The organism is Stenotrophomonas sp. PFBMAA-4 (assembly GCF_030053215.1).
Classification (GTDB): Bacteria; Pseudomonadota; Gammaproteobacteria; order Xanthomonadales; family Xanthomonadaceae; genus Stenotrophomonas.
In genome coordinates, this window is the sequence record NZ_JASGBW010000008.1 from 1 (window position 1) to 14360 (window position 14360).

At 68.6% G+C, this 14360-nt stretch carries 14 protein-coding genes; 8 read left to right on the forward strand and 6 right to left on the reverse strand.

Translation table 11 applies throughout. The features are described from left to right. Positions 1–429: 429 nt before the first annotated feature. Positions 430–807 carry a DUF4124 domain-containing protein gene (locus QMZ26_RS07130; protein ID WP_079225082.1) on the reverse strand — a complete coding sequence of 126 codons (378 nt, stop codon included), beginning with the start codon at positions 805–807 and terminating at the stop codon, positions 430–432. 80 nt (positions 808–887) lie between these two features. On the opposite strand from QMZ26_RS07130, the gene pssA reads away from it, so the two are divergent. Genes pssA through rimI form a run of 3 tightly spaced genes read left to right on the forward strand, consistent with a single transcriptional unit; the run spans position 888 to position 2661 of the window. Further along, complete coding sequence (gene pssA / locus QMZ26_RS07135; protein ID WP_079220566.1) at positions 888–1664, forward strand: CDP-diacylglycerol--serine O-phosphatidyltransferase; 777 nt, start codon at positions 888–890, stop codon at positions 1662–1664. A 53-nt stretch (positions 1665–1717) separates the two neighbouring features. After that, on the forward strand, positions 1718–2167 hold the full coding sequence (locus QMZ26_RS07140; protein ID WP_283221086.1) for a hypothetical protein: 450 nt from the start codon (positions 1718–1720) through the stop codon (positions 2165–2167). Next, the gene (gene rimI, locus QMZ26_RS07145; protein ID WP_079220568.1) at positions 2164–2661 is read left to right on the forward strand and encodes a ribosomal protein S18-alanine N-acetyltransferase; all 498 of its coding nucleotides are present in this window, start codon (positions 2164–2166) and stop codon (positions 2659–2661) included. The genes QMZ26_RS07140 and rimI overlap by 4 nt, the downstream gene beginning before the upstream one ends. Positions 2662–2718: 57 nt before the next feature. Here the strand turns inward: rimI and QMZ26_RS07150 are convergent, their stop codons facing one another. The 4 genes from QMZ26_RS07150 to QMZ26_RS07165 form a co-directional block, all read right to left on the reverse strand. Then, positions 2719–3540, reverse strand: a complete 822-nt coding sequence (locus QMZ26_RS07150) for an EamA family transporter (RefSeq protein ID WP_079220569.1) — start codon at positions 3538–3540, stop codon at positions 2719–2721. Positions 3541–3640: 100 nt separating this feature from the next. Continuing rightward, positions 3641–6469: a valine--tRNA ligase gene (locus QMZ26_RS07155; protein ID WP_283221023.1), complete on the reverse strand. Its 2829-nt coding sequence runs from the start codon at positions 6467–6469 to the stop codon at positions 3641–3643. Positions 6470–6541: 72 nt separating this feature from the next. Then, positions 6542–6967, reverse strand: coding sequence for a DNA polymerase III subunit chi (locus QMZ26_RS07160; protein ID WP_108745936.1), 426 nt, complete (start codon positions 6965–6967; stop codon positions 6542–6544). Between the two features lie 94 nt (positions 6968–7061). After that, on the reverse strand, positions 7062–8540 hold the full coding sequence (locus QMZ26_RS07165) for a leucyl aminopeptidase (RefSeq protein WP_283221024.1): 1479 nt from the start codon (positions 8538–8540) through the stop codon (positions 7062–7064). A gap of 104 nt (positions 8541–8644) precedes the next feature. Between QMZ26_RS07165 and lptF the strand changes: the two genes are divergently transcribed. The 3 genes from lptF to QMZ26_RS07180 all read left to right on the forward strand — a co-directional run bounded on the left by lptF (position 8645) and on the right by QMZ26_RS07180 (position 11760). Next, on the forward strand, positions 8645–9727 hold the full coding sequence (gene lptF, locus QMZ26_RS07170; RefSeq protein ID WP_079220573.1) for an LPS export ABC transporter permease LptF: 1083 nt from the start codon (positions 8645–8647) through the stop codon (positions 9725–9727). Next, positions 9724–10824: an LPS export ABC transporter permease LptG gene (gene lptG / locus QMZ26_RS07175; protein ID WP_079220574.1), complete on the forward strand. Its 1101-nt coding sequence runs from the start codon at positions 9724–9726 to the stop codon at positions 10822–10824. Before lptF ends, lptG begins: the two co-directional genes overlap by 4 nt. Before the next feature lie 78 nt (positions 10825–10902). After that, complete coding sequence (locus tag QMZ26_RS07180; RefSeq protein ID WP_283221025.1) at positions 10903–11760, forward strand: hypothetical protein; 858 nt, start codon at positions 10903–10905, stop codon at positions 11758–11760. Positions 11761–11853: 93 nt separating this feature from the next. Here QMZ26_RS07180 and QMZ26_RS07185 read toward each other — a convergent pair whose 3' ends face one another. Next, positions 11854–12345: an RDD family protein gene (locus tag QMZ26_RS07185; RefSeq protein WP_079220575.1), complete on the reverse strand. Its 492-nt coding sequence runs from the start codon at positions 12343–12345 to the stop codon at positions 11854–11856. A 56-nt stretch (positions 12346–12401) separates the two neighbouring features. Here QMZ26_RS07185 and xerD point away from each other — a divergent pair, with 56 nt between their 5' ends. Together xerD and QMZ26_RS07195 are read left to right on the forward strand one after the other, a co-directional pair. After that, positions 12402–13379, forward strand: coding sequence for a site-specific tyrosine recombinase XerD (xerD, locus tag QMZ26_RS07190; RefSeq protein WP_283221026.1), 978 nt, complete (start codon positions 12402–12404; stop codon positions 13377–13379). Positions 13380–13477: 98 nt separating this feature from the next. Then, positions 13478–14281, forward strand: a complete 804-nt coding sequence (locus QMZ26_RS07195; protein WP_079220577.1) for a DsbC family protein — start codon at positions 13478–13480, stop codon at positions 14279–14281. The last annotated feature ends 79 nt before the right edge of the window (positions 14282–14360 follow it).

The window sequence follows — 14360 nt, forward strand, 5'->3', positions numbered from 1 at the left end:
CGTCGAGATCCAGGCTCATACGGCGGCCCACGCCGGCTCTCGACACCTACGCTGCCAGATTCCAATCAGATAAGGCTCGGTCGCGGCATCCATGCCGCTCACGCCCCCTCAACCGGACCCACCCCGCCTTCGACAGTTTCCCGCGATCTGTTGGAACCTGCTGCTGATGGTGGGTGCCGACCGTTGGTCGGCACCCAATGTGGAATTCGATATCTGACAGATTCATCCACGCATGGCGTGGATCTACTGGAACGGCGTCCGGCAGTAGATCCACGCCATGCGTGGATGATTTATTCGATATCTGACAGATGTGCCGACCAACGGTCGGCACCCACCAACCGCCGCGTGACCCCGCCATCCCACGGAATGCCCGCTGTTGCTCTGGCTTTGCATTGAGCAGGTGCAGGGCTGCAAGCCCTGCCGAACCCCTTAACCCTCCGGCGGGCAGTAGGCCTTGATGGCCGCTTCGGCCAAGCCCTTCTGCGCGCTGCGCTGCTCCGGCGTCAACGCGGTATCGGCCTTGCCATCCCCGTCGGTGTCCTGCATCACCGGACCGGTGCCCGCCAGCAGGGTCACATTGGCCCGGGCAGTGCTGCATTGCTCCGGTACCGGCGCGGCCTCGGCGGCGGCCGGTGCGGCCGGCTGCGTGCCGCGGGCCTGCTCCCGGGTTTCGTATTTCGCCCCGGCCGGCGGCGTCTCCGAATACTGGGTCACGCCCTTGGCATCCTTCCACTTGTAGACGGGCCCGGCCACCGCATTGGCACTGGCCAACAGCAGCAGGCATCCCAGGCAGGACAAGGCACGCATGGCAAACTCCGCGGAATGGGCGTAGAACGCCGATTGCAGCATTGCCGCCGACCGCTGGCAAGTCGATTAAACTGGATTCCATGGACCCGATCACACCGCCGCCGCGTTCGCGCACGATTTACCTGCTGCCCAACCTGTTCACCACCGCCGGGCTGTTCTCCGGCTTCTACGCCATCATCGCGGCGGCCAATGGCGATTTCGTCAATGCCAGCATCGCGGTGTTCGTGGCGGCGGTGATGGATGGCCTGGATGGCCGCGTTGCCCGCCTCACCGGCACCAGCAGCGAGTTCGGCGTGCAGTACGACTCGCTGGCAGACCTCGTCAGCTTCGGCATGGCCCCGGCGCTGGTGATGTACCACTGGTCGCTGTCCGAGCTGAAGTACGACGGCGAACTGCTCGGCCGTCTCGGCTGGGCGGTGGCCTTCCTGTATGCCGCCTGCGCGGCGCTGCGCCTGGCCCGCTTCAACACCCAGGTGGCCGTGGTCGACAAGCGCTGGTTCGTCGGCCTGGCCAGTCCGGCCGCGGCCGGGCTGATGATGTCCTTCGTCTGGGCCTTCGCTGATGGCAGCCTGGGCTGGAACGGCAACGAGCTGCGCTTCGTCGCGCTGGCCGTCACCGTGGTCGCGGCCCTGCTGATGGTCAGCCGCATCCGCTTCTGGAGCTTCAAGGGCGGTGCCGCCAAGGGCACCCGTTCCGACCGTGTACCGTTCCTGGTGCTGGCGCTGGTGCCGATCGCCATCGCCATCGCAGTCATCGACCTGCCACGGGTGCTGTTCGTGGTGGGCATCCTTTACGCGCTGTCCGGCCCGGTGATGTGGGCCCTGCAGCGCCTGCGCAAGAAGCCAGAGGCGGCGTGAGCCAGGACCTGCCCGTGTTGTGGTCCCCGGCCCAGCAGGCCTGGCTGCAGGCCATGGGCTATACCGTCTACCACGACGGCCAGCTGGCCGCCGAGCTGGACGCGGCCCTGCAGTTGAGCGTGGCCGAGGCCGAAGCGGCGTCAGCGCCGGTGCGCAGCGAAGCGCCGCGGCAACCGCCACGCCAGGCCGACGCGCCGGCAGAACGTGCACCGGTGCAGCACGAGCGTGGGGCGCCGCCGTCGCGGACCACGCCGGTGGCTGCGCCCGATACCGCGCCGGCCGCCTCGCGGCCGCAGCCCAGCGGCAACGCGCGGCAGCCGTCGGTGCGCCTGCCTGATCGACTGCAGATCGCGCTGCTGCGGGCCTCGGGCTGCAACCCGAATGATCCGGCCACGCAGGCCCTGATGGACAGTTGGCCACTGGAACAGCTGCGTCGCGACCCGGCAGCCAAGCGCGCGCTGTGGCCGCAGCTGCGCGCGCTGCGCAAGCGGGGCGCGCCATGAGTGCGGTCGCCCGGCCGGGCCCGGTGTCGATGCGCGCCCTGCGCGAAAGCGACCTCAATGCGGTGATGGCCATCGAAGTGCGTGGCTACCCGTATCCGTGGACGCGCGGCATTTTCCTGGACTGCCTGCGTGCCGGCTACCCGGGCCTGGCCATGGAGCGTGATGGCCTGCTGATCGGTTATGGCGTGCTGAGCCTCGCCGCCGACGAAGCCCACGTGCTGAACATCTGCATCGATCCGCTGGAGCAGTCGCATGGCCTGGGCCGGCAACTGATGCGCGCGCTGGTGCGCCTCGCCGGTGACCGGGGCGCGCAGCGCGTGTTCCTCGAAGTGCGTCCGTCCAACACCTCGGCGCTGGCGCTGTACCACAGCGAAGGGTTCAACGAGATCGGGCGCCGCCCGCGCTACTACCCGGCCGCCAACGGCCGCGAGGATGCGCTGGTGATGGCGATCGAGCTGGTCAACGACGACCTGCAGACGATGCCGCCGCTGTAACGGGCGTTGGTTGCCGCTGCGCTCGCCGGGCATGGCCCGGCGCTACCGATGGATGGTTTACGCCATCCGCAGCGCCAGTACGCCGCCGACGATCAATCCCGCCGCCAGCCAGCGTACGCGCGGCACGCGCTCGCGCAGCACGAACACCGAGATCAGCAGGGCGAACAGGATCGACGATTCGCGCAGCGCCGATACCATCGCCACCGGTACCTGGGTCATCGCCCACAGCGCCATTGCATAGGATGCGGTGGTGCCGACGCCACCGGCCAGGCCCAGCGGCCAATGCTGGCGCGCATACGCCAGCACCGCACCACGCCGCGTGTAGAGCGCCCACAGCGGCAGTGGAATACCCGACAGCAGGAACAGCCACAGTGTGTAGCCCAGCGCGCTGCCCGACTGGCGTGCGCCGTGCGCATCGACCAGCGTGTAGGTGGCGATCATCATCGCCGTCAGCAGCGGCAGGCCGAGCTGGCCGCCACGCGCGCCCAGCGCCATGCACAGGATGCCGGTACTGACCAGCACCACGCCCAGCCACGCGACCGCGGGCAGCGACTGGCCGAACAGGCTGCCGGCCAGCGCGACCAGGATCGGCGCGCAGCCACGCATCAGCGGGTAGGCCAGGCTCATGTCCACCTGCTGGTAGCAGCGTGCGACCAGGCCGTAGTAGGTCACCTGCAGCAGCACCGACGCGGCCAGCCACGGCCAGCTGTCCGCCGCAGGGACGGGCAGGAAGGGCAGGGCGGCAGCCGACAGCAGTGCAGCGCTGCCGGTGACCAGCACGGTGCCGAGGAACTTGTCTGGCCCGCGCTTGACGATCGCGTTCCAGCTGGCATGCAGGGCAGCAGCGGCGAGGACCAGCAGGAAGATGGAAAGCGGCATCGCCCGATGATGCCATGGGGCAGAAATGGAAACGCCGGGCAGTGCCCGGCGTTTCCAATCGAGGTAGCGCCGGGCCATGCCCGGCGGGATGCCCCGTCCGTTACAGCTTCGCGCGCTGTTCCTGCAGGCCGGCCAGCTGGGTGTTCCAGTCGACCAGGCGCACGCGCTCCTGCTCGACCACGGCCGGCGGCACCTTGTCGGTGAACTTGGCCAGCTTGGCCTCGCTCTTTTCCTTCTCGCTTTCCACGCGCTTGATCTCCTTGTCCAGGCGCGCGCGCTCGGCATCCAGATCCACCAGGCCTTCCAGCGGCACCAGCAGCTTCAGCTCGCCGACGATCGCGGCGGCGGCCGGCGGCGCGCTTTCGCCTTCGGCCAGCCACTGGATGCTGTCCAGCTTCAGCAGGAACGACAGCGAAGCGCTGAAGCGTTCGATGCGCACGCGGTCCAGCTCCAGGCCGGCCTGCAGGCGCAGCGGCACCAGCTTGGACGGGGCCACGTTCAGTTCACTGCGCACGCGGCGCACGGCACTGATCACGGCCTTCAGCCATTCCACGTCGGCCTCGGCCTGGGCGAAATCACCGGCGAATTCTTCGGCGGTCGGGTACGGGCGCAGCGACAGGGTGGTTTCGGCCAGGCCCAGGCGCGGGGCCAGCTGCTGCCACAGCTGTTCGGTGATGAACGGGGTGAGCGGGTGCAGCAGGCGCAGCAGCGCTTCCAGCACGTACAGCAGGGTGTGGCGGGTGCTGTCGGCATCGGCGGCGTCAGCACCGTTCAGGGCCGGCTTGCTCAGTTCCAGGAACCAGTCGCAGAACTCGTTCCAGGCAAACTCGTACAGGCACTGCGCCAGCAGGTCGAAGCGGTAGTTGGCGTAATGGCCCTGCGCCTCGGCGGAGACCGCGGCCAGGCGTGCCAGGATCCAGCGCTCGGCATCGGTGCGCGGGCTCGGCACGCCATTGAACGCCGCACCCTCGGTGTTCATCAGGGTGAAGCGGCTGGCGTTCCACAGCTTGTTGCAGAAGTTCTTGTAGCCCTCGGCGCGGTTCATGTCGAACTTGATGTCGCGGCCGTGGGTGGCCAGCGCGGCGATGGTGAAGCGCAGCGCGTCGGCACCGTGGGCGGCGATGCCGTCCGGGAATTCCTTGCGCGTGGCCTTCTCGATCTTCTCCACCATCTTCGGCTGCATCAGGCCGCCGGTGCGCTTGGCCACCAGGTCGTCGATGGCGATGCCGTCGATGATGTCCAGCGGGTCGAGCACGTTGCCCTTGCTCTTGGACATCTTCTGGCCCTGGCCATCGCGGATCAGGCCGGTGAAGTAGACGTCCTTGAACGGGATCTTCCCGGTCAGGTTGTCGGTGGCCATGATCATGCGGGCCACCCAGAAGAAGATGATGTCGAAGCCGGTGACCAGCACCGACGACGGCAGGTAGCGGTCGAAGCCACGCTCGGCCATGGCCTGCGCGTTCGGCCAGCCCAGGGTGGAGAACGGCCAGATCTGCGAGGAGAACCAGGTTTCCAGCACGTCGCTTTCCTGGCTCAGCACCACGTCGCTGCCCAGGTTGTGCTTGGCGCGCACTTCATCTTCGCTGCGGCCGACGTAGCAGCTGCCGGTGGCGGCATCGAACCAGGCCGGAATGCGGTGGCCCCACCACAGCTGGCGGCTGATGCACCAATCCTGGATGTTGTTCATCCAGTGGCGATAGGTGTTGATCCAGTTCGGCGGCACGAAGGCGATGCTGCCGTTCTCGACCAGCTCCAGGCCACGACGCGCCAGTTCGTCCATCTTCACGAACCATTGGTCGGTCAGGTAGGGCTCGATCACCTGGCCGGTACGGTCGCCGCGCGGCACCTGCAGCTTGTGCGCCTTGGTTTCGACCAGCACGCCCAGGTCTTCCAGTTCGCCCAGCACGGCCTTGCGCGCTTCGTAGCGGTCCATGCCCTGGAAGCGTTCGGGCGCGTTCTCATTCAGCGCCGCCACCGGGGTGAACAGGTTGATCATCGGCAGGCTGTGGCGCACGCCCACCTGGTAATCGTTGAAATCGTGCGCCGGGGTGACCTTGACCACGCCGGTGCCGAACGCGCGGTCGACATAGTCGTCGGCGATCACCGGCACGCGGCGGCCGGTCAGCGGCAGCACCACGCTCTTGCCGATCAGGTGCGCGTAGCGCTCGTCTTCCGGGTGCACCATCACCGCGGTATCGCCCAGCAGGGTTTCCGGGCGGGTGGTGGCCACGACCAGGTAATCGCGGGTTTCGCGCAGGGTTTCCACGCCGTCGGCATCGCGCTCCACGTGCTCGTAGCTCAGGCCTTCATCCAGCGTGTAGGCGATCGACCACAGGAAGCCGTCTTCCTCGGCGCTCTCCACTTCCAGGTCCGAGATCGCGGTCTTCAGCACCGGATCCCAGTTGACCAGGCGCTGGCCGCGGTAGATCAGGCCCTGTTCGTGCCAGCGCACGAAGGCCTCGATCACCGCTTCGGACGGCTGCGGGTCCATGGTGAAGGTGCTGCGCGACCAGTCGGCCGAGGTGCCCAGGCGGCGCATCTGCCGCTCGATGATGTCACCGGACTGCTGCTTCCACTCCCAGACCTTGCCGATGAAGCCTTCGCGGCCCAGCGAATCGCGGGTCTCGCCCTTGCCTTCCAGCGCCAGGTTGCGGCTGACCACCATTTCGGTGGCGATGCCGGCATGGTCGGTACCCACCTGCCACAGCGTGTCGTAGCCGCGCATGCGGTGGTAGCGCACCAGTGCATCCATCAGGGTCTGCTGGAAGGCATGGCCCATGTGCAGGGTGCCGGTCACGTTCGGCGGCGGCAGCAGGATGGTGTAGGGCTCGCCCTTGCCGGACGGCTTGAAGTGGCCGGCCTTCTCCCAGGCCTCGTAGAGGTCGGTCTCGAAGGACTTCGGGTCGTAGCTGGAGGCGAGTTGGGTCATGCGGGGGAACCAGGAGGTAATCGTTGAAGGATCAGGGCAGCGGAGCGGCCCATCAAGGGGGCCACGCCGCGCTCACATGTCGTGCTTGTTCAGGTCGTAGCCGGCGGTCTTGTACTGGCGCCAGCGTTCGCGCAGCGGTTCGCGCGCTTCGGGGTCGGCCGGCACCACTTCCAGCACGCGTTCGCACTGGCCCAGCCAGGGTTCGTCGCGCAGGTTGATCACCAGCGGGCGCATCGGCGCCTCGTCCCCGGGGATGGAAATGAGCACCACGGCCTCTTCCTCGTCCACGTCCTCGCCGACGATCTGGTGCGGGATGTAGGCATCCTCGTCGAACGACCAGAGCAGTTCGTCCAGCTCTTCGGCCTGGGCCTGGTCGCGGGCCAGCACCAGGGCGGGCAGCCCGGCATCGTTGGCCTTGCGCGCCAGTTCGCAGACCAGGCGCAGCGGCTCGGTCAGGAAACGGGGCTTGGCGATCAGGTAGAAATCAGCGCGGGGCATGGCAGGGTCCGGGTCGGGCAGGGGCCCGGCATGCCGGGCGGGCAGGCCGGAGGATGCCCCGGCCGGCAGGCGCCGGCCAGGGGCAGGTACGGCATCAGGCGCGGGCGACCTGGTCCAGCAGCCACTGGCTCAGCAGGCCGACCGGGCGGCCGGTGGCCATGCCACGCTTGCCTTCATCGCTGGCCACGCCGGCGATGTCCAGGTGGGCCCAGCGCTGGCCTTCGGCAAAGCGCGACAGGAAGCAGCCGGCGGTGATGGCGCCGGCCCAGCGGCCGCCGATGTTGTAGACGTCGGCGAAGCTCGAATCCAGCATCGGCTGGTACTCATCCCACAGCGGCAGGCGCCAGGCGCGGTCGAACACGTGCTCGCCGGCGGCCAGCAGTTCGTTGGCCAGGTCGTCGTGCTTGCTCATCAGGCCGGCGGTCTGGTGACCCAGGGCCACCATGCAGGCGCCGGTCAGGGTGGCCACGTCGACCAGGGCCTGCGGCTCGAAACGCTGCGCGTAGGTCAGCGCGTCGCACAGGATCAGGCGGCCTTCGGCGTCGGTGTTGCCCACTTCGATGGTCTTGCCCGACATCGAGGTGATCACGTCGGACGGGCGGTAGGCATTGCCGTCAATGGCGTTTTCCACGGCCGGCACGACCACCACCAGGTTCAGCGGCAGCCTGGCCTTCACGGCGGCGACGAAGGTGCCGATGACGTTGGCGCCACCGCACATGTCGTACTTCATCTCCTCGATGCCGCCCTGGGTCTTCAGATTGACGCCACCGGTATCGAAGGTGATGCCCTTGCCGACCAGCACGTACGGCTTGGCGTCGGCCGCACCGGTCCACTTCAGCACGACCAGGCGCGGGCGGTTGGCCGAGCCGCGGGCCACGGCCAGCAGCGAGCCCATGCCCAGCGCTTCCATCTGGTGCTCGTCGAGGATCTCGGCTTCGGCGCCGTCGTGCTCGCCAGCGAACTTCACGCCCACTTCAGCCAGGTAAGCCGGGGTGCAGTAGTTCGGCGGCAGGTTGCCCAGTTCGCGGGCGAACTCGACACCGGCGGCGATGGCCTGGCCCTGGGCCAGGGCCTGGGCGTCGTCACCGGCAATGGCCAGCTGGGCCAGGCCGGCGTCGTCGGCCTTCTTCTTGCCCAGGGTGGCGGTGTAGCGGTAGGCGGCGTGGTCGGCGGCGATCACGGCCTGGCGGATCGCCCAGGCGGCGTCGCGGTCCTTGACGGCCACTTCGGACAGGGTGAACAGCGCGCTGCGGGCGGCGCCGGCCTTCAGCGCGCGCACGGCGTCGCCGACGGCCTTCAGGTACTGCGGCACGCCGAAACGGGCGGCTTCGCCCAGGCCGACCACCAGCACGCGCGGGGCGCTGACGCCCGGCAGGTCATGCAGCAGGGTGGTGGCGCCGGTCTTGCCGGACAGGTCGCCGCGCTGGGCCAGGGCGGCCAGGCGGCCACCGCTGGCGGCGTCCAGGGCCTGGGCGGACGGGGTCAGGGAGTGGTCGGCATAGGCGCCGACGACCAGGCAGTCGACGCTGGCGGCAGCCGGCGCGAGGTGGTTCAGGGTGAATTCGAGGGCCATTGAGCAGATTCCATTGGCGAGTCCGTACAATCGCAGGCCGTTTACGCCCAGACAGTAGACTGGGCGGCACCGCGAACGAACCCCAGAGTTTAAACCACCGCCCCATGCTGAAGCTCGACCGATACCTGCTGGGCGATTTCGTCCAGAGTTTCCTGGCTACTCTGATCGTCCTGCTGGTGGTCAGCGTGGGCGGCGTGCTGGTGGACATCCTCGGCAACATCGCCGACGGACGGCTGCCGGCCAAGCTGCTGTTCTCGCAGCTGGGCCTGCAGTTCATCGCCTACATGCCGCTGATCCTGCCGCTGGCGCTGATGCTGGGCCTGCTGCTGGCCATTGGCCGCCTCTACCGCGATTCGGAGATGGCGGTGCTGACGGCCATCGGCGTTGGCCCCAAGCGCCTGCTGCGGCCGCTGCTGATGCTGGTGGTGCCGGTGGTGCTGCTGGTCGGCGCCTGCTCGCTGTGGCTGGGCCCCTGGGCCGGCCGCACCGCCGAGCAGATGATCCAGGACGCCAACCGCAGCGTGCTGATGGCCGGCCTGGAGCCGGGCCGGTTCACCCCGCTGCCCAATGGCGGGGTGGTCTACCTGTCCTCGATCTCGCCTGATGGCACCACGCTGGGCCGGGTGTTCCTGCAGCGGCAGAAGGATGACCGCCTGGAAGTGGTGTCCGCTGCCGGTGGCCGCATGTTCTTCGAGGGCAAGCAGCAGCGCTTCCTGGAGCTGGACGATGGCCACCAGGTGGAAGGCCCGCTGGCCGGCGCGCTGGATTACCGGCTGGCCACCTTCGCCCGCAATGACGTGGCCCTGCCCGACGGCGCCCAGGCCAAGGCCGAGGATGACCCCGAGCTGATGCCGACCCTGCAGCTGCTGGGTGACGACCGGCCTGAGGCCAAGGCCCAGCTGCACCGCCGCATCGCCCCGCCGCTGATCGCCCTGGCCTTCGCCCTGCTGACCGTGCCGCTGGGCCGCAGCTCGCCGCGCCAGCAGCGCTACGGCCGCATGATGCTGGCCCTGCTGGCCTACATGGTGGGCACCAACCTGACCTTCATCGGCGCCGGCTGGATTGCCGACGGCCGCATTCCCGGCGCGCTGGGGCTGTGGTGGCTGACCCTGCCGCTGCTGGCGTTCGCCATCTGGATGTACGCGCGCGATGGCCGCCTGGCCCGCCCGAAGGGAGCCCGCGCATGAAGCTGCGTCCGATGCGTTTCGATGTCTACCTGGGCCGTGCGGTGTTCACCACCGTGCTGCTCACCTGGGCGGTGCTGACCGGCCTGGACGTAGTGATGGCCTTCTCCGGTGAGTTCAAGGACATCGGCAAGAACGGCTATTCGCTGGGCCATGCTGCGGCGTGGGTGCTGTATACCGTGCCCCGCCGTGCCTACACCTTCTTCCCGACAGCCGCAGTGATCGGCGCGCTGATGGGGCTGGGCCAGCTGGCTGCCACCTCCGAGCTGACCGCGCTTCGCGCGCTGGGCCTGTCGCGCAAACGCCTCAGCGTCTCGGTGGCGATCGCGCTGTCGCTGCTGACCGGCGTGATGGTGATCAGTGCCGAGACCATTGGCCCGTGGGGCCAGAGCCGTGCCGATGCGCTGAAGATGAGTGCCAAGTGGGGCACCGATGTGACCACGGCCCGCTATTCGGGCCTGTGGGCGCGCGAGGGTGACACCTTCCTCAATGCCGCCACCGGCGAAGAGCAGCTGGTCGGTGACAAGGGCACGCGGCTGATCCTGCGTGACGTGCGCCTGTACCGCATTGCCGAGGATGGCAACATCGTCTCGCTCACCCATGCGGCCACCGCCGAGCACGACAAGGACGGCTGGGTGCTGACCGGGGTCAAGCGCGACACCTTCGCCGAGCGTGGCGCGACCCGCGAGGAAGCCGCGCGCGAGGCCTGGGATTCCAAGCTGGACGCGGGCGCGCTGGCGACCGGCATCGCCAAGCCGCGCAACCTGAGCGTGTCCGAGCTGCGCACCAGCATCGAGTACCGCGAGCGCAACAACCTCGATGCCCGTGATTTCGAGGATGTCTACTGGAGCCGCTGGTTCTACCCGCTGAACGTGCTGGCGCTGTGCCTGGCCGCCGTGCCGTTCGCATTCGGTTCGCTGCGCAGCGGCGGCATGGGCAAGCGCCTGTTCCTGGGCATCCTGTTCGCGCTGGGCTTCTGGCTGCTGCAGTTGTTCTTCGGGCGCATGGCCGGTGCGCTGAAATTCGATTACCGCATTGCCTACGCCTTGCCGCCCATCGTCATGCTGGCGGTCTCCGGCTGGCTGTTCCGGCGCAGGTAGCGCCGCCTTTCTTCACCACGCGGGCGCATGCGGCGCCCGCATGCTCCACTCCAAGGATGAACACCTTCAAGGATGAACATGCTCTTCAATCGCCTGGTTCCTGTTGTCGCCGCCCTGTTGTTGCTGGTGGGCTGTTCGCGCCCGATCGATTTCGAGATCGACAACCCGACCGACGCACCGGTCACCCTGTCCATCGACGCACAGGCGCACGTCATTCCGCCGCACACGGCCGTGCCCATCAGCCTGGAGCCTGGCCAGTACCGGCTGCAGAGCGAAAAGATCGGCACCGTGCGCATGGTGGTCTACGCCGGCGGCATCGGCGGCCTGATCAACCCGACGCTGGGCGAGTACGTGATCGTGACCGAGCAGTACGTCACCAGCAAAACCAACTCCGGCGGCCTGGCCTCCAAGGTCGAGCTGAATGACGTGGTGATCGATGGCCCGTACGTGAAGGCGACCGGCCTGTTCATTCCGCGCCGCTGGGATATCGGCCTGCTGGGCGAACTGCCGAGCGTGGTGATGTCCAACAGCCCGGACACCTCGTCTGATTACCGCACCAAGCTCTACAACGTGCCCGGCTTCTTCGAGTACCTGGATGCCGAAGACGATCTGCGCGCGGCCTTCGGCCCGGAGGGCTACCAGACGCCGGAGGCGACGGTCGAATTCACCCCGGCCAGCCTGCCGGAACTTCCCGCCGCCTTCGAGGCCAAGGGCAAGCCGATGCGCGAACTGTATGCGCAGTACCTCGCGGCCAGCGATGCCGGCGAGCAGAAGCGCCTGAAGAAGGCCAGCCTGAAGCTGTGGCAGGACTTCGGCACGACCCGCGCGGCATTGAACGGCAAGATCCCGATGCCCGACGACGTCAAGGCCACGGCGTTCTCGTTGCAGTTCTTCGAGCTGTGGGCGCAGCCAGCGGTGATCCTTCCGGAAGGCTGACCCGTAGCGTCGAGCTTGCTCGACGGCCGTGCACCGTAGTCGAGCAAGCTCGACGCTACGCAGGCAGCGCCGGGCCGCGCCCGGCGGATGCTCTCAGCGCTTGGGCATGCGCACCAGGCGCGTGCCGCTGGCGCGGTCGTGCCAGGTCAGGCGCTGGCGATCCAGCCACGCCCACCAGAAGCCCAGCCCGCCCAGCAGCAGTGACAGCGTGGCCACCGCGAAGCGCAGCCACAGCTGGCGGCGACGCAGCGGCGTGCCATCGCGCGATTCCAGTTTCAGCCGCCACGGCCGCATGCCCAGCGTCTGCCCGCCGCGGCGCCAGCTGGCCGTGGCGTACCACCCGGTCACCGCCCAGCACACGGCCCACAGCAGCCACTGCCAGGCACTGAACGGCGCGATGTTCTCGCGCTGGGCATGGCCACTGAAGGTGTAGGCCAGGGTGAACAGCGTGCCGGCCAGCATCCACAGGGCCAGCACCGGCAAGGCGTCATAGACCATCGCCAGCACGCGCCACGGCAGCAGCGCACGCGGGCGGGGCGTTCCAGTGGCGGCCGCAGGGGCCGTGTCGGTGGCGGGCTGGGACATGCGCCGAGCATACGCAAAGCTGGCCGCGCCCGCAGTGGCCCTCGTATCCTGCACGCATGGCCGTCATTTCCACCCCTGCCGAACGCCGCCAGCTGGTCACCCAGCTGCCGGAACTGCGCGCCGACGACAGCGTGCGCATCCAGCGTTTCCTCGATGCGATCTGGGCCGAGAACGGGCTGGCCCGCGCCACCCTGGACAGCTACCGGCGTGACCTGGAAGGCCTGGCGCGATGGATGGATGGCCGCGATGGCGGCCTGGCCGGCATCGAGCGCCCGGGCCTGTTCGATTACCTGGCCTGGCGTACCCGCCATGGCTGGTCGCCACGCAGCAATGCGCGCCTGCTGTCGGCGTTGCGCGCGTTCTTCGCCGATGGCGTGCGCCGCGGCGAGCGCAGCGAAGACCCCAGCGCGCTGCTGGATCCGCCCAAGCTGCCCCGCCTGCTGCCCAAGGCGCTGGCCGAAAGCCAGATCGATGCCTTGCTCGCCGCGCCGGACATCGACAGCCCGCTGGGGCTGCGCGACCGCGCCATGCTGGAACTGATGTATGCCGCCGGCCTGCGCGTGAGCGAGCTGGTGCTGCTGCCGGCCACCGCGGTCAACCTGCGCCAGGGCGTGCTGCGGGTGACCGGCAAGGGCAGCAAGGAACGCCTGGTGCCGCTGGGCGAGGAGTCGCAGCACTGGCTGGAACGTTACCTGCAGCAGTCGCGGCCGCAGCTGGTCGGCAAGGGCAAGGTGCACGCGCTGGCCGATGGGCAGACGCCGCTGTTCATCGAGCCCAGCCTGCATGCGTTGACCCGGCAGGCGTTCTGGCACCTGGTCAAGCGCCATGCGCAGGTGGCCGGCATCGACCCGGCGCGGATCAGCCCGCACGGCCTGCGCCACAGCTTCGCCACCCATCTGTTGAACCGTGGTGCCGACCTGCGCGCGCTGCAGATGCTGCTGGGCCACAGTTCACTGTCCACCACCCAGATCTACACCCTGGTCGCGCGCGAACACCTGCAGAAGCTGCACGCCCGGCACCATCCGCGCGGCTGAACGGCCAACGGCGGCAGGGATGCCGTACGTGCGCACGGTCGCGGCCCGTCACGTGGGCCTGTGTCAGAATCCGGGGTCTGATTCCCAGCGGATTGCCCATGTTCCGATTTGCCATCGCTGCATTGTTCAGTGCGGTCAGCCTGACCGCCTGCGCCCAGCCGGCGCCGCCGGCCGCCAAGGCACCTGCCGCTGCTGCCAAGGCCGGTCCGGCCGCGCCTGCGGGTTCGCCCGAACAGGCCGTACGTGCCGCACTGACCGCGCTCAACCCGGGCTTCGAAGTCGATTATGTCGGCGCGGCACCGTTCCCCGGCTTCCGCGAAGTTGTCGTTTCCGGCCAGCTGCTGTACGTCTCCGATGACGGCCGTTACCTGTTCCAGTCGCAGCCGTATGACACCCGCGAGAAGGCCCCGGCCAACAGCGAAGGCCTGCTGGGCTACCGCCGCCAGCTGCTGGCCAAGGCCAACCATGGCGACCGCATCGTGTTCGCCGCGCCCAACGCCAAGTACACCATCAGCGTGTTCACCGATATCGAGTGCGGCTACTGCCGCAAGCTGCACCAGGACATCGCCGAGCTCAACCGCAACGGCATCACCGTCGAGTACCTGGCCTTCCCGCGCATGGGCCTGGGCAGCAAGGATTACACCGACATGATCTCGGTCTGGTGCGCGGCCGATCGCCGCCAGGCGCTGACCAATGCCAAGCGCGGCGGCAGCGTGCCGGCCAGGAACTGCACCAACCCGGTGGCCATGCAGTACACGCTGGGCCAGCGCCTGGGCGTCAACGGCACGCCCGCGATCTTCGCCCCCGACGGCACCCAGCTGGGCGGTTACCTGCCGCCGGCGCAGCTGCGTGCGGCGCTGGAGAAGCGCGCCGCCGCCAGCACCGCAGGTGGCAGCCGCTGATCGGAACGCCGCCGGGCATGGCCCGGCGCTACCGTGGATGGGCGGGTAGCGCCGGGCCATGCCCGGCGGATGCATCATG